This is a genomic window from Enterobacter sp. SM3, assembly GCF_009811935.2.
Lineage (GTDB): Bacteria > Pseudomonadota > Gammaproteobacteria > Enterobacterales > Enterobacteriaceae > Enterobacter > Enterobacter asburiae_D.
The window spans coordinates 2,840,977-2,864,635 of record NZ_CP099971.1; the positions used below are offsets into that span (position 1 = coordinate 2,840,977).

Genomic DNA, 23,659 nt, shown 5'->3' on the forward strand with positions numbered 1-23,659 from the left:
TATTCGTCTAAGGTTTTCAGGTGATTGACAACAGCGGTCACGCTGTTTAGTGAAGACAGGAGACGAACTAATGATAAGACCTCGTACACTACGCCCCGCGTTCTTGCCCCTTGCGTTAGGAGGCGCGCTGCTCGGCGTAACGACATTCGGTTATGCCGACGATAGCCCCGCAGCCCAGACAGCCTCACCCGATATTTTGCTGGGCCCGCTGTTTAATGATGTGCAAAGCGCCAAACTGTTTCCCGACCAGAAAACCTTCGCTGATGCCGTCCCCAAAAGCGACCCGCTGATGATTCTGGCGGACTATCGGATGCAGCACACGCAGTCCAGCTTTGACTTACGCCACTTTGTCGAGATGAACTTTACGCTCCCTGCGGAAGGGGAAAAATATGTTCCGCCTGCTGGACAAAGTTTACGTGAGCACATTGACGATCTCTGGCCCGTACTGACGCGCACCACGGATAAAGCCAGCAACAAATGGGATTCCCTGCTGCCGTTACCCAAACCTTACGTTGTGCCCGGCGGACGTTTCCGCGAGGTCTACTACTGGGACAGCTATTTCACCATGCTGGGCCTGGCAGAGAGCGATCATTGGGACAAAATCAGCGACATGGTGGATAACTTTGCGTATGAGATTGACACCTTCGGCCACATTCCCAACGGCAATCGCAGCTATTACCTGAGCCGATCCCAGCCGCCGTTCTTCTCGCTGATGGTGGAACTGCTGGCAACGCACGACAGCGATGCGCTGAAGAAGTATCGTCCGCAGATGGAGAAAGAGTATGCCTACTGGATGGACGGCGTCGACGCCCTTCAGCCGGGGCAGGCTAACAAACGCGTGGTGAAGCTGGATGACGGCGCTATCCTCAACCGCTACTGGGACGACCGCGATACCCCGCGCCCGGAGTCCTGGCTTGACGATGTGAATACCGCGAAAAGTAACCCTAACCGACCTGCGACAGAGATCTACCGCGATCTGCGCTCCGCTGCGGCCTCGGGCTGGGACTTTAGCTCCCGCTGGATGGACGACCCGCAAAAGCTCGGCACCATTCGGACCACCAGCATTGTCCCCGTGGACCTGAATGCCCTGATGTTCAAAATGGAAAAACTGCTGGCGCGGGCAGGCCAGGAGAGTGGCGACGCCGCCAGCGCAAGCAAATACGAGGCGCTGGCAACAGCCCGTCAGAAAGCCATCGAAAGCCACCTGTGGAATGATAAAGAGGGCTGGTACGCGGATTACGATCTGAAGAGCAAGAAGGTACGTAATCAGCTCACGGCGGCAGCTCTGTTCCCGCTTTACGTGAAGGCGGCGGCGCAGGAGCGGGCCGATAAAGTCGCCGCGGCAACCTCGTCGCGCCTGTTGAAACCGGGCGGTATTGCGACCACAACCGTCAACAGTGGCCAGCAGTGGGATGCGCCAAACGGCTGGGCCCCGCTGCAGTGGGTGGCCACGGAAGGGCTGCAGAACTACGGCCAGGAGAAGGTCTCGATGGACGTGACCTGGCGCTTCCTGAAGAACGTTCAGCATACTTACGACAGGGAAAAGAAACTGGTCGAGAAGTATGACGTGTCGACAACCGGTACGGGCGGCGGCGGCGGGGAATATCCGCTGCAGGACGGCTTCGGCTGGAGTAACGGCGTGACGCTGAAAATGCTGGATCGGGTCTGCCCGAAAGAAAAACCGTGCGACAGCGTGCCGGAGAATCAGCCTGCGGCGAATGATGAGGCTGCGCCGGTGAAAGCTGCGGCGCAGTAAAGGTGTATTGCCGGGTAGCGGCTACGCCTTACCCGGCCTACATTTTGAACTCACAGGGAGTTACTTAGAAACTGTAACTCGCCCCTAGCTGATACGTCCTGTCACGCCCGATCCAGCAGTTGGTCGTGTCGTAGCAGGTCAACGTCTCTTTATTGGTGATGTTCTGCGCACTGGCCTTAAGCGTCAGCCCTGCCAGCGAAGGCAGGATTTCGCCCATCCGGTAGGAAGCCGCCAGATCGTACTGCGTAGTGCCGCCCAGTTTTCCCGCATCGTTTGCCGGAGAGATTTCCATCGGCCCGGTGTAGCGTGCGCCCGCTCCCAGCATCAGTCCTTTCAGCGGCGTGTTGTCAAAGGTGTAATCCCCCCAGAGGTTGAAGGCATTCTCCGGGACCTGCGTTGGACGTTTACCTTTGTACTTGTCATCTTCCCGGTTGATCGCGTGGGTGTACGCATAGTTGGCAATCAGCGTCAGGTTGTCCGTCGGGCGGCTGATGGCGGACAGCTCTGCCCCTTTAGATTCCACTTCCCCGGTCTGACGATAGTTCAGGAAGCCCGGGTCGGAGGTGACGACATTTTTCTGACGGATGTTAAACACCGAGGCGGTAAAGGTGGTGGCGTAGTCGGCCAGCAGATATTTCACCCCACCCTCCACCTGCCTGCTGGTAGTTGGCTTGACGTCTTTCGCCACGAGCGTTCCCTGCGGTGACACCGGCGCAAAACCTTCTGAATAGCTGATAAATGGTGAAATCCCGTTATCGAAGGCGTAAAGCGCGCCCAGGCGTTTGGTGACGCGATCCTGCGACACCCAGGCTTTATCACCGTTTTGCAGGTAGTTGGTGGTGACGGAGCGGTAATCGTCGTAGCGCAGGCTGCCCAGCAGGTTGAGACCGCCAAACTCTACCTGATCCTGTAAGTAATAGCCGTTCTGCTGATAGCTGAGGCGGTTTTTCTGGGCGGTATAGAGCCCCAGTGCGCTTTCCTGAATCTGCGAATAGTCAGGATGCCGCATATCGATACCCGGCGTGGCCGACGCGTAGCGATAGTGGAAATGGGAGTTCAGCTTCTGATAGTCAAACCCGGCCAGCAGATGGTGTTTCCAGTCGCCCAGCGCAACGGTTTTGGTCACCTGGTTGTCGATGTTGAAGCTCTTAAGGTCTTCATCGGTGGTGTAAGCAAAGCGGTTGAGCTGATACACCTCGCTTCCCGTCCCTGTCGCGTAGACGCTGCGCTGGTGGGTATCGACGTCGAAATAGCGTGCCTTCTGGTTAATGCCCCAGCCGCTGTCAAATTCATGTTCAAAGCTGTAGCCCAGCATCCACTGACGCTGCTTAAACCCGTTCCATTCGTCTCCGGCGTAATCGCGCTTGCCCGCGTATTTTGAGCGCAGGTAGGCGAGCGGCAGCGGGTTAGACGGCGTCAGGCTCGGGGTGTTTTGCGCCAGCGCGTCCAGGGTGAGGCGGGTTTTGCTGTCCGGTTGCCAGGTGACGGACGGCGCAACCAGGTAGTTTTCATACCGGGTAGTGTGCGGCTGATCGTCGTTTTCCGTGGCTTTGCCCAGCAGACGATAGTTCCAGTCGCTGTCGGCAATCTGCCCGGTTGAATCGAGATAGCCCTCTTTCAGATTACGGTTTCCGGTGTTAACGCCGATCTCGGTTCGGGCTTCCCGCTGCGGTTTTTTACTTTGAATATTCACCAGCCCGCCCGGCGAGCCGCCGCCGTAAAGGACCGATGAGGGGCCTTTCAGGATATCCACACTGTCAATCAGCAGCGGATCGATGCGCGCTTTGGTATTGCCGGTGACGTTATAGGGCAGCTGCAGCCCGTTGTAGAACTCCTGGTCGACGGTAAAGCCACGAATTTTATATTCGCTCATGTAGGAGGTATTGCCCCGCACCTCGGTTGAGACGCCTGGGGCATAGCGCAGGATTTCATTCACCGAATTCGCGTGACGCTTTTCAATTTCCGGTGCAGAGAGGGTCGTGATGACCTGCGGCGTTTTACTTTCGGCAACGGCCGATTTCGTAGCGCTGTTCGTCCAGGCCGGCAGCGCGCTGCCCTGCTCTGAGCCCGTGACGACGATGGTGGATTCTTCGGCGAACGCCGGGACCTGCAATGCCAGCGTAACGGCGCCTGCCAGGGCGCAAAGCGTAAAGCGTGAGGTATTCATAATGTCGTCTTGTTGTTAGATGCAATACGGAACGACAATTATTATCATTTAGATTAACAAATCAATACTCAGCTAAAAAAACGGCCCTCCGCAGAGAGCCGTTTACGTCAATTTATGCTCGTCGCAGTAACCTGAATATGCCCAGCACCACAATGGCACCCACGACAGCGACCAGAAAACTGTGCAGGTCGAAACCACTTATGTTGCCTCCAAAACCAAACATCGTCGCCAGCCAGCCGCCCACAACCGCACCAACGACCCCGAGTACACAGGTCAAAATAAAGCCGCCGCCATCGTTTCCCGGCATGATCAGTTTAGCGATAGCGCCAGCAATAAGACCAAAGATAATCCAGGCGATGATACCCATAGCGATGCCCTCTTGCAGGTTTAACGCGTGCGCAGAAAACCTTCTGCACAGCTAACGTAAGTATAGGTCATCGCCGGAAAATCATTTTCATCTCACCGACTTATCTTTGCTTAAACAGGCAAAAAAAACTCACCGGTTTGTATTAAGTTTCATTGCAGATTGCCGATAACGCTAAGACAGTCTGTCATCAATCAAGGAGCCATCCGGCGTGAGTCATTACAGTGAGCAGTTCCTCAAGCAAAATCCGCTGGCTGTATTAGGGGTATTACGCGACCTGCAAAAAGGTGAAGTGCCGCTGCGCATCAGCTGGTCGAATAATCAGTTCATCAGCAAGATCCTTGACGCCTCGCAGGAGCGGCTGGTGATTGATCTAGGCAGTCAGGAGTATGAAAACCGCGCGGCGCTGAAAGCGGAAAATGTCGCGGTGATGGCCGAAACGCAGGGCGCCAAAGTGGAGTTTGTCCTGACGCGGCTGGAAATGAGCGAATACCAGGGACTCCCTGCTTTTGCTACCCCGCTTCCCACCAACCTCTGGTTCGTCCAGCGTCGTGAATATTTCCGCATCAGCGCCCCGCTTCACCCCGCCTATTTTTGTAAGGCCAAAATGCCGGACAAAAAGGAGATCCGCTTCCGCCTCTTCGACCTGTCGCTGGGCGGCATGGGCGCGCTGATGGATACGCCGAAACCCGACGGCCTGGTAGAGGGCATGCGGTTCACGCAAATTGAACTGGATATGGGGGGCTGGGGTCGCTTTTATTTCGATGCACAGTTGATTGCCATCAGCGACCGTACCGTTGTGGACAGCAAAAATGAAACCATCACCACGCCGCGCCTGAGCTTCCGTTTCCTGAACGTCGGGCCCGGCGCAGAGCGCGAGCTTCAGCGCATTATTTATTCGCTGGAGCGGGAGGCGCGGGAACGCGCAAATAAAGTCCTGTAAGGAAAATCGGGCAGCGTGACCGCCGCCCGTCTGCGGCATTACATGGCATCCATCGCTTTCTGTACTTTCCAGATATAACGAGGCGCCTGTGGTGCCGGGTGATTTTTCGCCACATGTTCAAAGAATTCGTCTTTGTCCATGCCGTTAATCTCTTCTATCGCCTCTTTGCGGTCAGAGGAGAAGGTTTTGAGCAACGCGCCAGCACCGTTAACGTAAGACACCACCAGCGCGTACTGCATCACCTCCGGATCCTTAATGCCCTTCAGCACGCCATGCTCCATTATGCTCAGGTAGGCCGTGCCCATTGATATGTTGCGTTCCGGGTTTTTCAGCTCGCTGGTCGACGGCTGGCCGCTCCAGCCCATATAGCGGTAAACCTCTTTCCCCGCCGTTGACGCTTTAAGCTGCATCAGGCCCACTGCGTTGGATTTGCTGACAAGCGCAGGATTTCCGCCGGACTCCACCGCAATGATCGCCGTGATGAGACGCGGGCTGACGCCCCAGGCCTTCCCGGCTTGTTCACTGATCGGCATCCACTGCATGGCCCGTTTCACCGGCACTTCCGGGTTCCAGGGTGGGTTTTGATAATCATGTTTTGAACTACAGCCAGCAAGCAACACAATCAAAAAAGCAAACCATCTCAATTTCACGTCATCTATCCTTATAGCCGGTCATCGCGGTGCGCCGCCTCTTGAAGCAGGCGGCGTATAAGCGGCATGATATAGACAATTAGTTTCTCATTCAGCAAGGAATTGCCATGTCTCAGTTTCATCTCATCGCGCCGTCGGGCTACTGCATTAACCAGGACGCGGCGCAGCGGGGCGTTCAGCGTTTGCTGGAGTCGGGTCATCAGGTAGAAAATCAGACGATTATCCCCCGCCGCCAGCAGCGTTTTGCCGGTACTGAAGCGCAGAGGCTGAATGATATCAATAGCCTGGTGAACCTGACGGGGGAAAACCGGATTGTGCTTGCGGTGCGCGGCGGATACGGTGCGAGCCGGCTGCTGGAGAGCATTGACTGGCAGGGGCTGGCGCTGCGCCAGCAGCACGATCCGCTGCTGATTTGCGGCCACAGCGATTTCACCGTCATCCAGCTCGGGCTGCTGGCCCTGCATAACGTTATCACCTTCAGCGGTCCGATGCTGGCCGGTAACTTCGGCGCCCCGGAGCTGGATGCGTTTACCGTGGAACATTTCTGGCGCGCGCTGCGTAACCCTACCTACAGCGTGGAGTGGCAAGGCAATGGACCGCACTGGGAGTGTGAAGGCCAGCTCTGGGGCGGTAACCTGGCGATGCTGGTCTCGCTTATCGGCACGCCGTGGATGCCGCACATCGAGGACGGCATTCTGGTGCTGGAAGATATCAACGAACATCCATTCCGCGTCGAACGCATGCTGTTGCAGCTTTATCATGCCGGTATTCTTGAACGCCAGTCCGCGATTGTGCTGGGCAGCTTCAGCGGTTCTGCACCGAATGACTATGACGCGGGTTACTCCCTGGAGACCATGGTCGACTTCGTTCGCTCGCGGCTGGATATTCCGGTCATCACCGGTCTGGATTTCGGCCATGAGCAGCAAACCGTGACCCTGGCGCTGGGGGCGCATGCCTCCCTGATCCACAACGATTCCGGCAGTCGGCTGACCATCAGCGGCCATCCTGTCATAAAGGCATAAAAAAGCCGTTATACCCCCTTAATAAAACGCTGTTGCCGTTGTTAATATGTTAGGGTTTTAGTAACAGCGTTAACATTGAGGTGGGAGTAAGAGAACATTGGATGCCGCAGCGATAATCAGCCTTTTCATTTTGGGTTCCGTCCTTGTAACCAGCAGTATTTTATTAAGTTCATTTTCATCGCGTCTCGGCATACCTATTCTTGTCATTTTCCTCGCCATCGGCATGCTCGCCGGCATTGATGGCATTGGCGGTATCCCATTCGATAATTACCCCTTCGCCTACATGGTGAGTAACCTCGCGCTGGCGGTGATCCTGCTGGACGGCGGGATGCGCACCCAGGCGAGCTCCTTCCGCGTGGCCTTAGGGCCTGCGCTGTCGCTCGCCACGGTCGGCGTGTTGATTACCTCTGGCCTCACCGGAATGATGGCCGCGTGGCTTTTCCATCTCAACATCATGGAAGGTTTGCTGATTGGCGCCATCGTGGGCTCAACCGATGCGGCTGCGGTGTTTTCCCTGCTCGGCGGAAAAGGGCTTAACGAACGTGTCGGCTCCACGCTGGAGATTGAGTCCGGCAGCAACGATCCGATGGCGGTGTTTCTCACCATCACCCTGATTGAGATGATCCAGCAGCACGAGACGGGCCTGAGCTGGATGTTCGTCTGGCATATCCTGCAGCAGTTCGGGCTGGGGATTGTTATCGGCCTGGCGGGGGGATACCTGTTACAGCAGATGATCAACCGCATCTCGCTGCCCGCGGGGCTTTACCCCCTGCTGGCGCTGAGCGGCGGTATTCTCATTTTTGCCGTCACCACCGCGCTGGACGGCAGCGGCATTCTCGCCGTCTATCTCTGCGGTTTCCTGATGGGCAACCGCCCTATTCGCAACCGGCATGCCATTTTGCAGAACTTTGACGGTCTGGCCTGGCTGGCGCAGATCGGCATGTTCCTGGTGCTCGGTCTTCTGGTCACGCCATCCGATCTGCTGCCGATCGCCGTTCCGGCGCTGCTGCTGTCCGCGTGGATGATCTTCTTCGCCCGTCCGCTGTCGGTATTTGCAGGCCTGCTGCCGTTTCGCGGCTTCAACCTGCGCGAGCGGGTGTTTATCAGCTGGGTGGGCCTGCGCGGCGCGGTGCCGATTATCCTTGCGGTGTTCCCAATGATGGCCGGTCTGGATAACGCGCGGCTGTTCTTTAACGTGGCGTTCTTCGTGGTGCTGATTTCACTGCTGTTCCAGGGAACCTCGCTCGGGTGGGCGGCGAAAAAAGCCAAAGTCGTGGTGCCTCCCGTGGGCTGGCCGGTCTCCCGCGTGGGGCTCGACATTCACCCGGAGAACCCGTGGGAACAGTTCGTCTATCAGCTGAGCGCCGACAAATGGTGCGTGGGGGCCTCGCTGCGCGATTTACACATGCCGGCCGAAACGCGCATTGCCGCCCTGTTCCGCGATAATGTCCTGCTGCACCCTACCGGCAGCACCCGCCTGCGCGAAGGGGATATTCTCTGCGTCATTGGCCGCGAGCGCGACCTGCCCGCGCTGGGCAAGCTGTTCAGCCAGTCGCCTCCGGTGGCGCTGGACCAGCGTTTCTTCGGCGATTTTATTCTGGAAGCCAGCGCCAAGTTTGCCGATGTGGCGCTGATTTACGGCCTGGATGAAGGGCTGGAGTACCGCGACAAGCAGCAAACGTTGGGGGAAATCATTCAGCAGCTGCTGGGGGCTGCCCCCGTCGTCGGCGACCAGGTGGAGTTCGCCGGGATGATCTGGACGGTTGCGGAAAAAGAAGATAACGCGGTCAGAAAAGTCGGCGTCAGGCCGATGGAAGAGGAAACCGAGTAGTTGTTTTTTTGCCGGGTGGCGGCTTCGCCTTACCCGGCCTACAAAACCCTCGAACGTAGGTCGGGTAAGCGTTAGCGCCACCCGACACAACCATTCGTTACACCGTCACAACCGGCACTCTCGGTGCCAGCGCGCACATCAATTCGTACCCCACCGTGCCCGCCGCGGCAGCAACGTCATCAATCTTAATTTCGTTACCCCACAGCTCGACCGGTGAACCGATGCCCGCCTGCGGGCATGGCGTCAGGTCAACGGCCAGCATATCCATTGATACGGTGCCCACCGTTCCCGTGCGAACCCCATCGACCCAGACCGGCGTGCCGGTCGGCGCGATGCGCGGGTAGCCGTCGGCATAGCCGCCCGCCACGATGCCAATTCGCTGCTCGCCCTGTGCCCGGTAGCGGCTGCCGTAGCCCACCGTGTCACCGGCTTTCAGCGTCTGCACGCCGATGATTTCACTGCGCAGGGTCATGACCGGCTTCAGGCCGCTGTTGGCGATGTCCTGCCACTGGCCTGAGGGAGACGCGCCGTACAGAACAATCCCCGGACGCACCCAGTTGTAGTGCGCCTCGGGATGCCACAGCGTGGCCGCCGAGTTCGACAGCGAGCGCGGGCAGTCCAGCCCTTCTGCCGCCTGCTCAATGCGGACCATAGCATCGGCAATTCCGTCGGGTTTTTCCGCGTCGGCAAAATGCGCCATTAGCGTCATTTCGCCCACGTTCTTCATGGCGCGCAGCTGCTGCCAGACCGTATGCACCCGCTCAGGCTGGAAGCCCAGGCGGTTCATGCCGCTGTTCACCTTGAGATAGATATCCAGCGGAGCATGAAGTTTAGCATCCTGGATCGCCTTAATCTGCCAGTTGCTGTGAACGCTGGTGGTCAGACGGTACTTGTCCAGCAGCGGCAGATCGTCCGCGTGGAAGAAGCCCTCCAGCAGCAGTATGGGCCCTTTCCAGCCGCGCTCGCGCAGCAGAATGGCCTCTTCCAGATTCAGGAGCGCAAAGCCGTCGGTCGCGCTCAGCGCGCTCCAGATACGATCGATACCGTGGCCGTAGGCGTTCGCTTTCACCACCGACCAGACGCGCGAACCGGGTGCCGCCCGACGAACAATTTGCAGATTATCCTTCAGGGCCTGCAGGTTCAGCTGGGCCAGAACAGGACGGGACATGACAGCTCCTTAGCTATGCGCGCCGTGCAGATGCTGTGGACGCGAAGGCGTAAACCCCGATTGATAGCGTGCGGCGCTTAAATCGTCAAACGGAATTGCCGGCGTGCGCCCGGAAATCAGGTCGCTCAGCAGCTGGCCCGATCCGCAGGCCATCGTCCAGCCAAGCGTGCCGTGTCCGGTATTGGTCCACAGGTTTTTATACGGCGTGCGGCCCACGATCGGCGTGCCGTCCGGGGTCATCGGACGCAGGCCGGTCCAGAACGTCGCCTGCTCAACAAATCCCCCGCGCGGGAAGAGATCGCCCACCACCATCTCCAGCGTTTCACGACGCGGCTGCAGCAGTTCGGTGTTGAAGCCGACAATCTCCGCCATGCCGCCTACGCGAATGCGGTTATCGAAGCGGGTGATGGCGATTTTGTAGGTTTCATCCAGAATGGTCGACACCGGCGCGCCGCTCTCTTCTTTCACCGGAATGGTCAGCGAGTAGCCCTTCAGCGGGTAGACAGGAATGTCGAGAATGCCTTTCAGCATGGCGGTGGAGTACGAACCAAACGCCATCACGTAGGCATCGGCTTTGATCACCTCGTCGCCGCACTTCACGCCGTAAATCTTTTCCCCTTCCGACAGCAGCTTGTCGACAGAGGTGTTGAAGCGGAACTTCACTCCCGCCTGCTCGCACATTTGCGCCAGACGTTGCGTAAAGAGCTGGCAGTCGCCGGTTTCGTCATTTGGCAGGCGCAGGCCGCCCGTCAGCTTATGCGCCACTTCCGCCAGCGCCGGTTCAACCTGACCAAGCTGGCTGGCTTCCAGCAGTTGGTACGGTACGCCGGCATCTTCCAGCACGGCGATATCGCGGGTGGCATTTTCGTACTGTTGCTCGGTGCGGAACAGCTGTAACGTCCCGCCCTGACGGCCTTCATACTCAATCCCCGTCGACGCGCGCAGCGCTTTCAGACAGTCGCGGCTGTATTCCGCCAGGCGCACCATGCGCCCTTTGTTCTCCATGTAGTGGCGGGTGTCGCAGTTGCGCAGCATCTGCCACATCCACTTCAGCTGGAACTGCGTGCCGTCAAGGCTGATAGCCAGCGGCGCATGGCGCTGGAACATCCATTTAATCGCTTTCAGCGGAACGCCCGGCGCAGCCCACGGTGCCGCATACCCCGGAGAGATTTGCCCGGCGTTCGCCGCGCTGGTTTCAAGCGCGGGACCGGATTCACGATCGATAACGGTTACGTCATGTCCCGCCTGACTTAAATACCAGGCGCTGGTTACCCCAACGACACCACTTCCCAGTATGACAACACGCATAGCCACTCCATTATGTGCAAAAGAACAATCTTCTAATTACAGATTGATAACCTAGTTGAAAATATTATTCAACATACGACTTTTTTATGGTGACTTACCTCACACATCCCCCAGCATCAGGGGATAGTGCTAATTTGGGATCTCCTGCTGCGCGTTATTTTTAACCAGCATAATATGCTGAGACATGCCGTTTTTTTGCCGTATCAAAAACGCGAAATCGCAAAGAAAAAATTTCTGCCCCAGCACGCTTTTTAACACGTTGATCTATGCTTGAAAGGAGGCTCTCCAGACAGAGAGAGCACCCACAACGAGGGCGCGCTAATGGCTACTATTGATTCCCTGAACAAGGACAACACTCGTCTGAGCGATGGACCCGACTGGACCTTCGAGCTGCTGGATGTTTACCTCGCCGAAATCGACCGGGTCGCAAAGCTGTATCGTCTGGATACCTACCCCCATCAGATTGAAGTCATTACGTCCGAACAGATGATGGACGCCTACTCCAGCGTCGGGATGCCGATTAACTATCCGCACTGGTCGTTTGGTAAAAAATTTATTGAAACCGAGCGGCTGTATAAGCACGGCCAGCAGGGGCTGGCGTATGAAATTGTCATTAACTCCAATCCGTGTATCGCCTATTTAATGGAAGAGAACACCATTACCATGCAGGCGCTGGTGATGGCGCACGCCTGCTACGGACACAACTCATTTTTCAAGAATAACTACCTGTTCCGCAGCTGGACGGATGCCAGCTCCATCGTCGATTACCTGATCTTCGCCCGCAAATACATTACCGACTGCGAAGAGCGCTACGGCGTGGACGAAGTGGAAAAACTGCTCGACTCCTGCCACGCGCTGATGAACTACGGCGTGGACCGCTACAAGCGTCCGCAGAAAATCTCCCTGCAGGAGGAAAAAGCCCGGCAGAAAAGCCGCGAAGAGTACCTGCAAAGCCAGGTGAACATGCTGTGGCGTACCCTGCCGAAGCGTGAGGAGGAAAAAACGATCGCCGAAGCGCGTCGCTATCCGTCCGAGCCGCAGGAAAACCTGCTCTATTTTATGGAGAAGAACGCCCCGCTGCTGGAGCCGTGGCAGCGTGAGATCCTGCGCATCGTCCGCAAGGTGAGCCAGTATTTCTACCCGCAAAAGCAGACGCAGGTGATGAACGAAGGCTGGGCGACCTTCTGGCACTACACCATTCTTAACCATCTGTACGACGAGGGGAAAGTGACCGAGCGGTTCATGATGGAATTCCTCCACAGCCATACCAACGTGGTGTTCCAGCCGCCCTACAACAGCCCGTGGTACAGCGGAATAAACCCGTATGCGCTTGGCTTTGCCATGTTCCAGGACATCAAGCGTATCTGCCAGTCGCCGACGGAAGAAGACAAGTACTGGTTCCCGGATATCGCCGGCTCTGACTGGCTGGAAACGCTGCACTTTGCGATGCGCGACTTTAAGGATGAGAGCTTCATCAGTCAGTTTATGTCGCCGAAGATCATGCGTGACTTCCGCTTCTTCACCGTGCTGGACGACGACCGCAACAACTATCTGGAGATTTCCGCGATCCATAACGAAGAGGGATACCGTGAGATCCGCTCTCGCCTCTCTTCCCAGTACAACCTAAGCAACCTTGAACCGAATATTCAGGTCTGGAACGTCGATTTGCGCGGTGACCGCTCCCTGACGCTGCGCTATATCCCGCACAATCGCGCGCCGCTGGATAAAGGGCGTAAAGAGGTGCTGAAGCATGTGCATCGCCTGTGGGGCTTTGACGTGCAGCTGGAGCAGCAAAATGAAGACGGGAGCGTCGAGCTGCTGGAACGCTGCCCGGCGCGGTTGAATACGCTGTAGTGCAGTTTTTTTGCCCGGTGGCGCTACGCTTACCGGGCCTACAAAACCCGTAGGTCGGGTAAGGCGTAGCCGCCACCCGACGAAAAAAAACCTCTCGTACGAGAGGTTTTTTCTTTTAGCGGGTCTGAATCGCTAAATCACCCGGCAGCGTTTTCTGCATACGGTGCCAGATTTCACCGGAATCGTGACCGTAGCGGCGCACCGTCTCATAAACCTGATCGTGCAGGCCTTCGGTACAGAGCTTGCTCAGCTTATGGTAGAAGCCCAGCGCCAGGCTACGCGCTTCAGGATTGGCAAAGTAGTGGCGGCCAATGCGGGTGTAAAGCCCTTTCATACCGTTAAGGATCAGGCCGTACACCGGGTTGCCGGAGGCAAACGCCAGACCGCGAAACACGTTGTAATCGAGGGTGGCAAAAGCATCGGCATGATCTTCCACCTCGTTCGCTGTGGCCAGCACCGCAAGGGCATCTTCAGGATGCTGACGGAAAGCGGTACGAATAAAGATCGTCGCGATGTTGGTGCGAACGGAAAGCAGATTATCAATGAGTTGCGGCACGCTTTCATGGTCGAGACGCGCCAGCGTTTCAAGAATGTTCAGCCCGGACGTTTCCCAGAAGTTGTTTACTTTCGTCGGCTTGCCGTGCTGGATCGTCAACCAGCCATCGCGCGCCAGCCGCTGGAGCACTTCACGCAGCGTGGTGCGAGTGACGCCAATCAGTTCAGAGAGTTCGCGTTCAGCCGGAAGAATGGACCCCGCAGGGAAACGATTATTCCAGATGCTTTCAATGATGTACTCTTCCGCGAAACCCGCCGGGCTCTGCGCCTTAATGACCATAGTGAGATTTCCATTACACAGCTTTAGCAAATTGGACTCATCATACCAGAGGCAGCCAGTGGCAGGTAGCGCGGCAAAGAGAGAAAAGAGGGATCGCCGTTTCATTTTTGTGAAATTTACAATGCAGCCTTATCCGCCTCCAGGCCGCGATTTTTGCGTATACTGATGTTTTGTCTTACTTGACGGGGATGGACGTCTGTCGTGGAAATTTCTTTTGGGCGCGCGCTGTGGCGCAACTTTTTAGGCCAGTCTCCGGACTGGTACAAACTTATACTTCTGGTGTTCCTGGTCGTTAACCCCCTCCTCTTTAGCGTAAACCCGTTCATTGCCGGGTGGCTGCTGGTGGCGGAGTTTATCTTCACCCTGGCCATGGCGCTGAAATGTTATCCCCTGCTGCCGGGCGGTTTGCTGGCGTTTGAGGCGGTCGTCATCGGCATGACCAGCGCCGAGCATGTCAAAGCAGAGCTGGCGTCAAATCTCGAAGTGCTGCTGCTGCTGATGTTTATGGTGGCGGGCATCTACTTCATGAAACAGCTGCTGCTGTTTATCTTCACGCGCCTGCTGCTCAGCATTCCGTCGAAAATGTTCCTCTCGCTGGCGTTTTGCCTTGCGGCCGCCTTCCTGTCGGCGTTCCTGGATGCGCTGACGGTTGTCGCGGTGGTGATAAGCGTAGCGGTTGGCTTTTACGGTATTTATCACCGCGTGGCCTCCTCTCGCCCGGGTGAAGATTTGCAGGATGACAGCCACGTCGATGCGCATAATCGTGACGTACTGGAGCAGTTTCGCGCCTTCCTGCGCAGCCTGATGATGCATGCTGGCGTCGGTACCGCGCTGGGCGGCGTGATGACCATGGTGGGCGAGCCGCAAAACCTGATCATTGCCAAAGCGGCGGGCTGGCACTTCGGTGAGTTCTTCCTGAGAATGGCGCCGGTGAGCGTACCGGTGCTGATCTGCGGTCTGGCGACCTGTCTGCTGGTGGAGAAGTTTCGCCTCTTTGGCTATGGGGCGCAGCTCCCGGAGCCGGTTCGTCAGGAGCTGCATAAATTCGATCAGCAGAGCCGCAGCCAGCGGACGCGCCAGGAGACGCTACGACTCATTGCTCAGGGGATCATCGGCGTCTGGCTTATCGCGGCGCTGGCGCTCCATCTTGCCGAAGTAGGGCTGATTGGCCTGTCGGTCATTATTCTCGCCACCACCTTTACCGGCGTGACGGACGAACATGCAATCGGTAAAGCGTTTACCGAAGCCCTGCCGTTTACCGCCCTGCTGGCGGTGTTCTTTGCCGTCGTGGCCGTGATTATCGACCAGCATCTGTTCGCGCCGATTATTGCCTTTGTATTACAGGCGTCACCGGATGCTCAGCTGTCGCTGTTTTACCTGTTTAACGGCCTGCTCTCGTCAATCTCAGATAACGTCTTCGTCGGGACGGTCTACATCAACGAGGCCAAAGCCGCCATGGAGCAAGGCGTTATCAGCGCCGGACAGTTTGAGCTGCTCGCCGTGGCGATCAATACCGGCACCAACCTGCCGTCGGTGGCGACGCCAAATGGCCAGGCCGCCTTCCTGTTCCTGCTGACCTCCGCCCTCGCGCCGCTCATACGACTTTCTTATGGCAGGATGGTGTGGATGGCGCTGCCCTACACGCTGGTGCTCACGATCGTGGGATTGCTTTGCGTCAAAATTACCCTCATTCCCTGTACGCAATGGTTGATACAAGCGGGTATACTTGCGGCGCAGTAAACTATGCATCTCGGGCAGTTCGCTGCCCGTTTGCCTTTTCGCACGATAAACATCCAATTACGTTTTATTTCGCCAGGTACAGGTGGCGCGAAAAACGAATTCGTTTACACTGCGCTTTCTAAGCATGTTCCAGGGAAATGATTATGTTGAGATTTTTAAACCAGTGCTCACGCGGTCGCGGAGCGTGGTTGTTAATGGCCCTGACCGCCTTTGCGCTGGAAATGGTCGCGCTGTGGTTCCAGCATGTAATGGGACTGAAACCTTGCGTGCTTTGTATTTATGAACGCTGCGCGCTGTTCGGCATTATGGGTGCGGGCCTGGTCGGCGCGATTGCCCCAAAATCGCCGCTTCGCTATGCCGGTATTGCCATCTGGATCTACAGCGCCTGGAAAGGAATTGAACTCTCCTGGCAGCACACCATGATGCAACTGCATCCGTCACCGTTTATGACCTGTGATTTTGCCGCCCGCTTCCCGAGCTGGCTGCCGCTGGACAAATGGCTGCCGCAGGTGTTTGTCGCATCCGGTGACTGCTCCGTTCGTCAGTGGGAATTCCTGACGCTGGAGATGCCGCAGTGGCTGGTGGGTATTTTTGCCGCCTACTTCGTCGTGGCACTGCTGGTGCTGATCGCTCAGCCGTTTAAGCCGAAGAAACGCGATCTGTTCGGAAGGTAAAAGCAAAACGGCAACCTTGGTTGCCGTTTTTAGTGTTTGCGCCCTCTCCCGTGGGAGAGGGTTGGGGTGAGGGCATCAGGCCGCACAAACACAATAAAAAACCCGCCTCGGCGGGTTTTTTAATCTCAACGGGTCGGGTGGTTCATGATGTGGTCTTCCCAGTCACGCACCTCGGACTCTTTCACCGCGATGTGGCGCACAGAAATGCGTTCACCGTGCATCGCCGCTTTTGAACCGGTTAACAGCGGATGCCAGTCAGGCAGACCTTTCCCTTCCGCCAGCAGGCGATACGCGCAGGTATGCGGCAGCCATTCAAACGTTGGCAGATTATCCCGGGTTAACTTGATGCAGTCAGGCTCAAATTCAAACCGGCGCTCATAGTTGCGGCACTGGCAGGTTTTAATGTTTAACTGCTTGCAGGCAACGTTGGTGAAGTAGATTTCATCCGTATCTTCATCCATCAGCTTGTGCAGGCAGCACTGCCCGCAGCCGTCGCACAATGATTCCCATTCCGCATCGGTCATGTCGTCGAGAGTTTTGCTTTGCCAGAAAGGGATGTCGTTCATCAGGATGTCCACACGTCAAAAGAAAGCGCACCTTATAACGAGTCTGGCACGTTGTTGCAAGTTTTGCCGCCCTCTTCAGGCGGCAAGATGGGGTTACAGCACGCGGGTTTTCAGCGACAGGCCGTTAAAACCGACCTCTAGCTCGTCACCGCTGAGCAGCGGGCCAACACCTTCTGGGGTTCCGGTCAGGATCACATCGCCCGGTTTCAGGGTAAAGAAGCGGCTCATGTAGGCGATCAGCGGCACAATCTTGTGGATCATGTCCGCGGTGGTGCCCTGCTGGCGGATCTCGCCGTTAATCTTCAGGCTAAGCGGGGTGTCCTGAGGATCGCCGGTAAATTCGCTCACCGGCACAAACGCCGAGATGGGGCAGGAATTATCAAACCCTTTGGCCTTTTCCCACGGCTGCCCTGCTTTCTTCATTTTGCCCTGCACGTCACGCAGCGTGAGATCCAGCGCCACACCGTAACCGGCAATCGCTTTCTGAACATGTTCTTCTGAGGCCTGGCGCAGCGTCGCGCCGATCAGCACGGCGAGTTCAACTTCGTGATGCACCGAGCCCAGCCCCTGCGGCAGCGCCAGCGGCTGGCGGATATCACAAAGCGCCGTTTCAGGCTTAATGAACAGGACCGGCTCTTCTGGCGTCGCGCTGCCCATCTCCTGAATATGTTTTGCATAGTTGCTGCCCACGCAAACCACTTTGCTGACGGGATAATCCAGTAATGCACCTTGCCAGTTATGATGTTGATACATGGTCGACCCCTAAACGGTTGATGTGTTGTGCCCAAAAACAGTTGAGACTATTTTTTACCGTTCGCCTCAAGATGCTGTTTTAATAAATTCTCGGGTGGCGGTGGAAGCTGTAAATAATAGCCTTGCTCGGCTAAGGCCGTTTTCACTTTATCCAGATCGGCATTAATCAGTTTCTTACGACCATCAAGCGGCAGCAGCATCGCCAGCTGTGGTCGGCCAAAGTTCTTCATTAATTCGTCAGGCACGCGTGAAAAATCGTCTTTCTTTTCGACATAAAGATAGGTCTGGTCACGGCTTGAACTTCTGTAGATCACACAAAACATGTTTTTACTCTGAATTAATGGGTGGTTGCTTGCCTCAATATACTCCTGACTATAACATGCCTGATACTCTTCGGAATATCGCAGCGAGTGGTTGCGGTTAATAGCAAATTGAGTAAGGCCAGGATGTCAAACACGCCCATCGAGCTTAAAGGCAGTAGCTTCACCTTATCAGTGGTACATTTGCATGATGCAAAACCCGAGGTTATTCGTCAGGCGTTAGAAGACAAAATCGCCCAGGCTCCCGCCTTTCTGAAGCACGCCCCTGTTGTTATCAACGTCAGCGGTCTTGAGGCTCCGGTTAACTGGAAACTTCTCCAGCAGGCCGTCTCCTCGACCGGACTGCGTATCGTGGGCATCAGCGGCTGCAAAGATACTGAGCTGAAAGCGGAAATTGAGCGTGCGGGGCTGCCTCTTCTGAATGAGGGCAAAGAAAAAGCCTCGCGTGCGGCCCCCGTTGCCGTGCAAACGCCCCCTCCTGTGGTGCAAAACGTTACTACCGTCACAAAAACGCGAATGATTGATGTGCCGGTTCGTTCCGGTCAGCGCATTTATGCACCAAACTGTGATCTGATTGTTACAAGCCACGTCAGTGCTGGCGCTGAGCTGATTGCAGATGGCAATATTCACGTATACGGTATGATGCGTGGACGTGCGCTCGCAGGTGCAAGTGGCGATCGAGATGCGCAAATATTTTGTACTCACCTGACGGCGGAACTGGTGTCCATCGCAGGTGAATATTGGCTGAGCGACAAGATCCCAGCCGAATTTTATGGCAAAGCGGCCCGCCTGCTTCTGGCAGAGGACGCGTTGACCGTTCAACCGTTGAATTGATCCCTTTTTAACAAGGAATTTCTATGGCACGCATTATTGTTGTTACTTCGGGTAAAGGAGGCGTTGGCAAGACCACCTCCAGCGCGGCCATCGCTACTGGTTTGGCCCAGAAGGGAAAGAAAACCATCGTTATCGACTTCGATATCGGTCTGCGTAACCTCGACCTCATCATGGGATGTGAGCGTCGCGTCGTGTATGACTTCGTGAACGTCATTCAGGGCGATGCCACGCTGAACCAGGCGATGATTAAAGACAAGCGCACCGAGAACCTCTACATTCTTCCGGCTTCTCAGACGCGTGACAAAGACGCCCTGACCCGTGAAGGGGTGGAAAAGGTGCTCGATGAGCTGAAAAAAATGGAGTTCGACTTCATCGTCTGCGACTCGCCTGCCGGCATCGAAACCGGTGCCCTGATGGCGCTGTACTTCGCTGATGAAGCGATCATCACCACCAACCCTGAAGTTTCATCCGTTCGTGACTCTGACCGCATTCTGGGGATCCTCGCCTCTAAATCCCGTCGTGCGGAAAATGGCGAAGACCCGATTAAAGAACACCTGCTGCTCACCCGCTACAATCCGGGCCGCGTGAACAAAGGTGACATGCTGAGCATGGAAGACGTGCTGGAGATCCTGCGCATTAAGCTGGTGGGCGTTATCCCGGAAGATCAGTCCGTGTTACGCGCGTCTAACCAGGGCGAGCCAGTGATCCTTGATACATTGGCAGATGCAGGTAAAGCTTACGCCGATACCGTTGACCGTCTGCTGGGAGAAGAACGTCCTTTCCGCTTCATTGAAGAAGAGAAGAAAGGTTTCCTCAAACGCCTGTTCGGAGGATAAGTTATGGCATTACTGGACTTTTTTCTCTCGCGGAAAAAGAACACCGCCAACATCGCAAAAGAACGTCTGCAAATTATCGTTGCGGAGCGTCGTCGTAGCGACGCCGAGCCTCACTACCTGCCGCAGCTGCGCAAGGACATCCTGGAAGTGATCTGTAAGTACGTGCAGATTGATCCGGAGATGGTGACGGTGCAACTGGAACAAAAAGACGGGGATATTTCGATTCTGGAGCTGAACGTGACGCTCCCGGAAGCGGAAGAGTCGCGTCCGTAGGTTTGTGGTTTCGTAGCCCCGGTAAGCGCAGCGCCGCCGGGGGAATATGCCGGGTAAATCGCCCGGCATATTTTTTTTATCGCGGATAACCTTCCAGCAGCGTATTCAGGCGATCGGCCATCAATTTCCCGCGCCATCCCGCCATCATTTCCGGCACGCCACTCTGCGGCTTCAGCTTCCAGTGCCAGTTCAGCAACTGGTTAATCTGACGACGTGAAGCGAGCAGTTCAGCGCCCAGCTTGCTTTCCGCTGCAACGTCCTGCACCAGCGCTTTGATATCCTTAAACGCTTTGCGATAGCCCGGCATATCCATCAGGTTCAGCAGCGGTTCCGGCAGCGCATCTTCCGGCAGCTCCTGCGCTTTTGCGACCAGCGCCAGCAGGGTTTTGCCGTGGAAGCGGATCTCGCTGCCCGAAAGCCCAATGCTGTCCAGCTCGCCCAGGCTGCCCGGCATATAGCGCGCGACCGCCCAGAGATGTTCTTCGCGAACCACAAAGTTAACGGCCAGATCGCGCTCGCGTGCTTTACGCAAGCGCCAGTCTGCCAGCAGCTGCAGGCATGCCAGCTGACGCGTACGCAGCTGCCAGGCGTTGCTGATATCGCGCCAGGCCTCTTTCGGGTCGACCACTTCCTGGCGGCGCTGCTGGGTCATACGACACTCGTCGAGCGCCGCAGACAGCCATCCAGAAGCTTCTGCCTCTTTCATCAACTGTCCGGCAATCGGCAGCAGATAAAACACGTCTGCCGCCGCATACTCCAGCTGGCGCTCGGTTAGCGGACGCGCCAGCCAGTCGGTACGGGATTCACTTTTATCCAGCGTCAGGCCCGTATACTCCTCTACCATGGCAGCAAAGCCCCATGAGAGCGGACGATTGCTGAATGCCGCGAGGATCTGCGTGTCAATCAGCGGCTGGGGCATGATGCCAAAAGTGTTCAGAAAGACTTCCAGATCTTCACTGCCTGCGTGCAGGTATTTCGTCACGGCGGTATCGAGCAGCAGGTCACGCATCGGCGTCCAGTCGGTAATGCCGAGAGGGTCGATCAGCGACACGTGTTTACCGTCGTACATCTGAATCAAACCCAGCTGCGGATAATAGGTCCGGGTACGGACAAACTCGGTATCCAGGGCAATGGCAGGAAAGTCGCGCGTCACTTCGCACAGCGAAGCCAGCTCGTCGTTGGTCGTGATCATCTGGTAATTCAAATCGGATTCTCTTTTGTTTGCGCCCATAAAAAACGCCGGCTTAACCGGCGTCTGGGCGATTAACGTGAAGCTCAGGCCTTATTGTCTACTTTGCCACGGGCTTCGTCACGTAATTCTCGTCGTAATATCTTTCCGACGTTGGATTTCGGCAGCTCATCGCGGAATTCAACCAGCTTCGGCACCTTGTAGCCCGTCAGCTGACGACGGCAGAACGTTACCAGCTCCTCCTCCGTGAGTGAAGCGTCTTTCTTGACCACAAATATCTTGACCGCTTCGCCACTGCTGCCGGAGGGGACGCCGACTGCCGCCACTTCGAGCACGCCGCTGTGCTGCATAACCACGTCTTCGATCTCATTCGGATAAACGTTGAAGCCGGAGACCAGGATCATGTCTTTCTTGCGATCGACGATGCGCAGGAAGCCCTCGTCATCCATCACCGCGATATCACCGGTGTGCAGCCAGCCGTCTTTGATGATTTCGTCGGTCGCATCGGGGCGCTGCCAGTAGCCCAGCATCACCTGCGGACCTTTGACGCACAGCTCACCCGGCTCGCCCGGCGCGACTTCGTTATCGTTATCATCGACCAGTTTGGCCTCTGTGGAAGGAACCGGCAAACCAATGCTTCCACTGTGATAGTCGATATCATGCGGGTTAACGCTGACCAGCGGAGCACATTCCGTCAGTCCGTAGCCCTCCAGCAAATACTGGCCGGTGAGCTTCACCCAGCGCTCGGCGACCGCCTGCTGAACCGGCATGCCGCCGCCCGCAGAGAGATGCAGCGTGGAGAAATCCAGCTGCTGGAACTCTTTGTTATTAAGCAGCGCGTTAAACAGGGTGTTTACCCCGGTCATAGCGGTGAACGGGTATTTCGCCAGCTCTTTCACCAGGCCCGGGATATCGCGCGGGTTGGTGATAAGGATGTTCTGACCACCCAGTTCAATAAACAGCAGGCAGTTCATGGTCAGCGCAAAGATGTGATACAGCGGAAGCGCGGTGATCACCACCTCTTTGCCCGGATGCAGCAGCGGCCCGTAGGTGGCGTTCACCTGCTCAAGGTTCGCCAGCATGTTCCGGTGCGTCAACATCGCACCTTTCGCCACGCCGGTAGTGCCACCGGTATACTGCAGGAAGGCCAGATCGTCTGACACCACTTCCGGCTTAACGTATTGCATACGATAGCCCGCATGCAGCGCGCGGCGGAAGGAGATGGCGTCCGGCAGGTGGTATTTTGGCACCAGACGTTTGACGTATTTGACGACAAAGTTAACCAGCGTGCCTTTGGCGGTGGAGAGCTGATCCCCCATACGCGTCAGGATGACGTGTTTAACCTGGGTTTTGTCGACCACTTTTTCCAGGGTATGGGCGAAGTTGGAAACAATGACAATCGCGGCTGCGCCGCTGTCGTTCAGCTGATGCTCCAGCTCGCGCGGGGTATACAGCGGGTTAACGTTAACGACAATCATCCCGGCTCGCAGGATACCGAACAACGCCACCGGGTATTGCAGCAGGTTCGGCATCATCAGCGCGACGCGGTCCCCTTTTTGCAGCCCCAGCCCTTCCTGAAGATACGCCGCAAACGCCCGGCTACGCTCCTCAAGCTTACGGAACGTCATGACCTCGCCCATATTCACGAATGCGGGTTGGTCCGCGTAGCGCCTTACCGAGTGCTCAAATAATTCCACCAGGGATTGATAACGGTCAGGATTGATCTCAGCAGGAACATCTGCGGGATAACGGTTAAGCCAAACCTTCTTCAATGCATCACCTCTGAAATGAGTGTTCGTCGTCATCACAACCCCGATAATAAACAGTTTGTTAACATTATATTAACTCAGCGTACCAGTTTATTAATTGTTCAGATTTAAGGTTGCGAAGCGCGTCACTCTTTTTTTTCGTTTTATCCGTAAAAAAACAGAGACAGCGGCTGAGCCGCTGTCTCTTTTCCAACAATAACAGTAAGTTACTCAGTAACGATCGTCTGAACCTGTGCAGGTCCCGGGTTGTACCAACCCCAGCCCGGGTAGCCGTAACGATAGGGATGTGGACCCCACATCCACGGATCCATCGGCTGAGGCGGCATGCTCACCTGCTGTGCCAGCCGCCAGCGTTTATACCCGTTGACCTGCATGGTCATAAATTTATACGGCGTGCTGCCGATTTTGCCCTGCACGGAGCCGGTAATCGGCCCGACGACGGTCACCAGCTGTCCGCGAAAATCGACCGGATCGAGGAAACCACTGACGTCCGCATAGATACGCCCGCGGGAGGCCTCACCCAGTACAGGCCGCGCGCCGCTGTCCAGCGGAACGGTTGCGATCTCCAGACGGGTTTTCCCCTGCTGGTTTTGTACGTCGATGACCTTACCGCCAAAGCGCGCTTCCTGGCCAACGTACAGCTCAGGCGCATTCATCACCCGAACCAGATCCTCCTGTGGCGTCGGGCTGCTGCCCTTAATCGCATCAGGAACGGAAACGCATCCGCTCAGTGCTATGGCAACCGCGCCTGCCATAATAAGGCGTACTACTTTAGTCTGAACCGCCATGATGCGACTCCTTTTTCTC

General features: G+C 56.4%; 22 protein-coding genes and 1 pseudogene. 10 read left to right on the forward strand and 13 right to left on the reverse strand.

Features of this window, described 5'->3' with window-relative positions:
* Positions 1 to 70 precede the first annotated feature (70 nt).
* Entirely contained in the window at positions 71 to 1,756 is a 1,686-nt protein-coding gene (locus tag GVO84_RS13350) for an alpha,alpha-trehalase (RefSeq protein WP_159514404.1), read from the forward strand.
* A gap of 64 nt (positions 1,757 to 1,820) precedes the next feature.
* Here the strand turns inward: GVO84_RS13350 and GVO84_RS13355 are convergent, their stop codons facing one another.
* Positions 1,821 to 3,923: a TonB-dependent siderophore receptor gene (locus GVO84_RS13355; RefSeq protein WP_159514405.1), complete on the reverse strand. Its 2,103-nt coding sequence runs from the start codon at positions 3,921 to 3,923 to the stop codon at positions 1,821 to 1,823.
* 112 nt (positions 3,924 to 4,035) lie between these two features.
* On the reverse strand, positions 4,036 to 4,290 hold the full coding sequence (locus GVO84_RS13360; protein ID WP_008502662.1) for a GlsB/YeaQ/YmgE family stress response membrane protein: 255 nt from the start codon (positions 4,288 to 4,290) through the stop codon (positions 4,036 to 4,038).
* 208 nt (positions 4,291 to 4,498) lie between these two features.
* Between GVO84_RS13360 and ycgR the strand changes: the two genes are divergently transcribed.
* Entirely contained in the window at positions 4,499 to 5,230 is a 732-nt protein-coding gene (gene ycgR, locus GVO84_RS13365; RefSeq protein WP_159514406.1) for a flagellar brake protein YcgR, read from the forward strand.
* 38 nt (positions 5,231 to 5,268) lie between these two features.
* Here ycgR and emtA read toward each other — a convergent pair whose 3' ends face one another.
* A complete protein-coding gene (gene emtA, locus GVO84_RS13370; protein WP_159514407.1) occupies positions 5,269 to 5,880 on the reverse strand; it encodes a membrane-bound lytic murein transglycosylase EmtA in 612 nt (203 codons plus the stop codon).
* A gap of 107 nt (positions 5,881 to 5,987) precedes the next feature.
* On the opposite strand from emtA, the gene ldcA reads away from it, so the two are divergent.
* Positions 5,988 to 6,902: a muramoyltetrapeptide carboxypeptidase gene (gene ldcA / locus GVO84_RS13375; protein WP_159514408.1), complete on the forward strand. Its 915-nt coding sequence runs from the start codon at positions 5,988 to 5,990 to the stop codon at positions 6,900 to 6,902.
* A gap of 97 nt (positions 6,903 to 6,999) precedes the next feature.
* A complete protein-coding gene (locus GVO84_RS13380) occupies positions 7,000 to 8,733 on the forward strand; it encodes a potassium/proton antiporter (protein WP_023336053.1) in 1,734 nt (577 codons plus the stop codon).
* Here the strand turns inward: GVO84_RS13380 and GVO84_RS13385 are convergent.
* The 3 genes and pseudogenes from GVO84_RS13385 to GVO84_RS13395 form a co-directional block, all read right to left on the reverse strand.
* Positions 8,674 to 8,814: pseudogene (locus GVO84_RS13385) on the reverse strand (hypothetical protein); the annotation flags it as partial. The gene GVO84_RS13380 and the pseudogene GVO84_RS13385 sit on opposite strands and share 60 nt — an antisense overlap.
* A gap of 16 nt (positions 8,815 to 8,830) precedes the next feature.
* Positions 8,831 to 9,901 (reverse strand): catabolic alanine racemase DadX, encoded by a 1,071-nt coding sequence (gene dadX, locus GVO84_RS13390; RefSeq protein ID WP_121932082.1) that lies wholly within the window; start codon positions 9,899 to 9,901, stop codon positions 8,831 to 8,833.
* A 9-nt stretch (positions 9,902 to 9,910) separates the two neighbouring features.
* Entirely contained in the window at positions 9,911 to 11,209 is a 1,299-nt protein-coding gene (locus GVO84_RS13395; protein WP_033145816.1) for a D-amino acid dehydrogenase, read from the reverse strand.
* Positions 11,210 to 11,530: 321 nt separating this feature from the next.
* On the opposite strand from GVO84_RS13395, the gene GVO84_RS13400 reads away from it, so the two are divergent.
* Complete coding sequence (locus GVO84_RS13400) at positions 11,531 to 13,063, forward strand: SpoVR family protein (RefSeq protein ID WP_023293929.1); 1,533 nt, start codon at positions 11,531 to 11,533, stop codon at positions 13,061 to 13,063.
* A 115-nt stretch (positions 13,064 to 13,178) separates the two neighbouring features.
* Here the strand turns inward: GVO84_RS13400 and fadR are convergent, their stop codons facing one another.
* The gene (gene fadR, locus GVO84_RS13405) at positions 13,179 to 13,898 is read right to left on the reverse strand and encodes a fatty acid metabolism transcriptional regulator FadR (RefSeq protein WP_023312180.1); all 720 of its coding nucleotides are present in this window, start codon (positions 13,896 to 13,898) and stop codon (positions 13,179 to 13,181) included.
* A gap of 201 nt (positions 13,899 to 14,099) precedes the next feature.
* On the opposite strand from fadR, the gene nhaB reads away from it, so the two are divergent.
* Both nhaB and dsbB read left to right on the forward strand, forming a co-directional pair.
* The gene (gene nhaB / locus GVO84_RS13410) at positions 14,100 to 15,638 is read left to right on the forward strand and encodes a Na(+)/H(+) antiporter NhaB (protein WP_159514409.1); all 1,539 of its coding nucleotides are present in this window, start codon (positions 14,100 to 14,102) and stop codon (positions 15,636 to 15,638) included.
* Between the two features lie 143 nt (positions 15,639 to 15,781).
* The gene (gene dsbB / locus GVO84_RS13415; RefSeq protein WP_024909807.1) at positions 15,782 to 16,312 is read left to right on the forward strand and encodes a disulfide bond formation protein DsbB; all 531 of its coding nucleotides are present in this window, start codon (positions 15,782 to 15,784) and stop codon (positions 16,310 to 16,312) included.
* Positions 16,313 to 16,437: 125 nt separating this feature from the next.
* Here dsbB and GVO84_RS13420 read toward each other — a convergent pair whose 3' ends face one another.
* The 3 genes from GVO84_RS13420 to GVO84_RS13430 all read right to left on the reverse strand — a co-directional run bounded on the left by GVO84_RS13420 (position 16,438) and on the right by GVO84_RS13430 (position 17,954).
* A complete protein-coding gene (locus GVO84_RS13420) occupies positions 16,438 to 16,878 on the reverse strand; it encodes a YcgN family cysteine cluster protein (protein WP_024909872.1) in 441 nt (146 codons plus the stop codon).
* A 93-nt stretch (positions 16,879 to 16,971) separates the two neighbouring features.
* Positions 16,972 to 17,631 (reverse strand): fumarylacetoacetate hydrolase family protein, encoded by a 660-nt coding sequence (locus tag GVO84_RS13425; RefSeq protein WP_032658472.1) that lies wholly within the window; start codon positions 17,629 to 17,631, stop codon positions 16,972 to 16,974.
* 47 nt (positions 17,632 to 17,678) lie between these two features.
* Entirely contained in the window at positions 17,679 to 17,954 is a 276-nt protein-coding gene (locus GVO84_RS13430) for a YcgL domain-containing protein (RefSeq protein ID WP_121424128.1), read from the reverse strand.
* 123 nt (positions 17,955 to 18,077) lie between these two features.
* Between GVO84_RS13430 and minC the strand changes: the two genes are divergently transcribed.
* Genes minC through minE form a run of 3 tightly spaced genes read left to right on the forward strand, consistent with a single transcriptional unit; the run spans position 18,078 to position 19,894 of the window.
* Positions 18,078 to 18,785: a septum site-determining protein MinC gene (gene minC, locus GVO84_RS13435; RefSeq protein ID WP_159514410.1), complete on the forward strand. Its 708-nt coding sequence runs from the start codon at positions 18,078 to 18,080 to the stop codon at positions 18,783 to 18,785.
* 23 nt (positions 18,786 to 18,808) lie between these two features.
* Positions 18,809 to 19,621, forward strand: a complete 813-nt coding sequence (minD, locus tag GVO84_RS13440) for a septum site-determining protein MinD (protein ID WP_121424130.1) — start codon at positions 18,809 to 18,811, stop codon at positions 19,619 to 19,621.
* Between the two features lie 3 nt (positions 19,622 to 19,624).
* Positions 19,625 to 19,894 (forward strand): cell division topological specificity factor MinE, encoded by a 270-nt coding sequence (minE, locus tag GVO84_RS13445; RefSeq protein ID WP_008500504.1) that lies wholly within the window; start codon positions 19,625 to 19,627, stop codon positions 19,892 to 19,894.
* 76 nt (positions 19,895 to 19,970) lie between these two features.
* Here minE and rnd read toward each other — a convergent pair whose 3' ends face one another.
* The 3 genes from rnd to GVO84_RS13460 form a co-directional block, all read right to left on the reverse strand.
* On the reverse strand, positions 19,971 to 21,098 hold the full coding sequence (gene rnd, locus GVO84_RS13450) for a ribonuclease D (RefSeq protein ID WP_159515647.1): 1,128 nt from the start codon (positions 21,096 to 21,098) through the stop codon (positions 19,971 to 19,973).
* Between the two features lie 71 nt (positions 21,099 to 21,169).
* Entirely contained in the window at positions 21,170 to 22,855 is a 1,686-nt protein-coding gene (fadD, locus tag GVO84_RS13455; RefSeq protein ID WP_159514411.1) for a long-chain-fatty-acid--CoA ligase FadD, read from the reverse strand.
* Positions 22,856 to 23,058: 203 nt separating this feature from the next.
* Positions 23,059 to 23,640 (reverse strand): Slp family lipoprotein, encoded by a 582-nt coding sequence (locus tag GVO84_RS13460; RefSeq protein ID WP_159514412.1) that lies wholly within the window; start codon positions 23,638 to 23,640, stop codon positions 23,059 to 23,061.
* Positions 23,641 to 23,659 lie beyond the last annotated feature (19 nt).

Coding starts and splice junctions, on each gene's coding strand:
- GVO84_RS13350 (WP_159514404.1), top strand. CDS start 71: ATGATAAGACCTCGTACACTACGCCCCGCGTTCTTGCCCCTTGCGTTA.
- GVO84_RS13355 (WP_159514405.1), bottom strand. CDS start 3,923: ATGAATACCTCACGCTTTACGCTTTGCGCCCTGGCAGGCGCCGTTACG.
- GVO84_RS13360 (WP_008502662.1), bottom strand. CDS start 4,290: ATGGGTATCATCGCCTGGATTATCTTTGGTCTTATTGCTGGCGCTATC.
- ldcA (WP_159514408.1), top strand. CDS start 5,988: ATGTCTCAGTTTCATCTCATCGCGCCGTCGGGCTACTGCATTAACCAG.
- dadX (WP_121932082.1), bottom strand. CDS start 9,901: ATGTCCCGTCCTGTTCTGGCCCAGCTGAACCTGCAGGCCCTGAAGGAT.
- GVO84_RS13395 (WP_033145816.1), bottom strand. CDS start 11,209: ATGCGTGTTGTCATACTGGGAAGTGGTGTCGTTGGGGTAACCAGCGCC.
- GVO84_RS13400 (WP_023293929.1), top strand. CDS start 11,531: ATGGCTACTATTGATTCCCTGAACAAGGACAACACTCGTCTGAGCGAT.
- fadR (WP_023312180.1), bottom strand. CDS start 13,898: ATGGTCATTAAGGCGCAGAGCCCGGCGGGTTTCGCGGAAGAGTACATC.
- dsbB (WP_024909807.1), top strand. CDS start 15,782: ATGTTGAGATTTTTAAACCAGTGCTCACGCGGTCGCGGAGCGTGGTTG.
- GVO84_RS13420 (WP_024909872.1), bottom strand. CDS start 16,878: ATGAACGACATCCCTTTCTGGCAAAGCAAAACTCTCGACGACATGACC.
- GVO84_RS13425 (WP_032658472.1), bottom strand. CDS start 17,631: ATGTATCAACATCATAACTGGCAAGGTGCATTACTGGATTATCCCGTC.
- GVO84_RS13430 (WP_121424128.1), bottom strand. CDS start 17,954: ATGTTTTGTGTGATCTACAGAAGTTCAAGCCGTGACCAGACCTATCTT.
- minC (WP_159514410.1), top strand. CDS start 18,078: ATGTCAAACACGCCCATCGAGCTTAAAGGCAGTAGCTTCACCTTATCA.
- minD (WP_121424130.1), top strand. CDS start 18,809: ATGGCACGCATTATTGTTGTTACTTCGGGTAAAGGAGGCGTTGGCAAG.
- minE (WP_008500504.1), top strand. CDS start 19,625: ATGGCATTACTGGACTTTTTTCTCTCGCGGAAAAAGAACACCGCCAAC.
- GVO84_RS13460 (WP_159514412.1), bottom strand. CDS start 23,640: ATGGCGGTTCAGACTAAAGTAGTACGCCTTATTATGGCAGGCGCGGTT.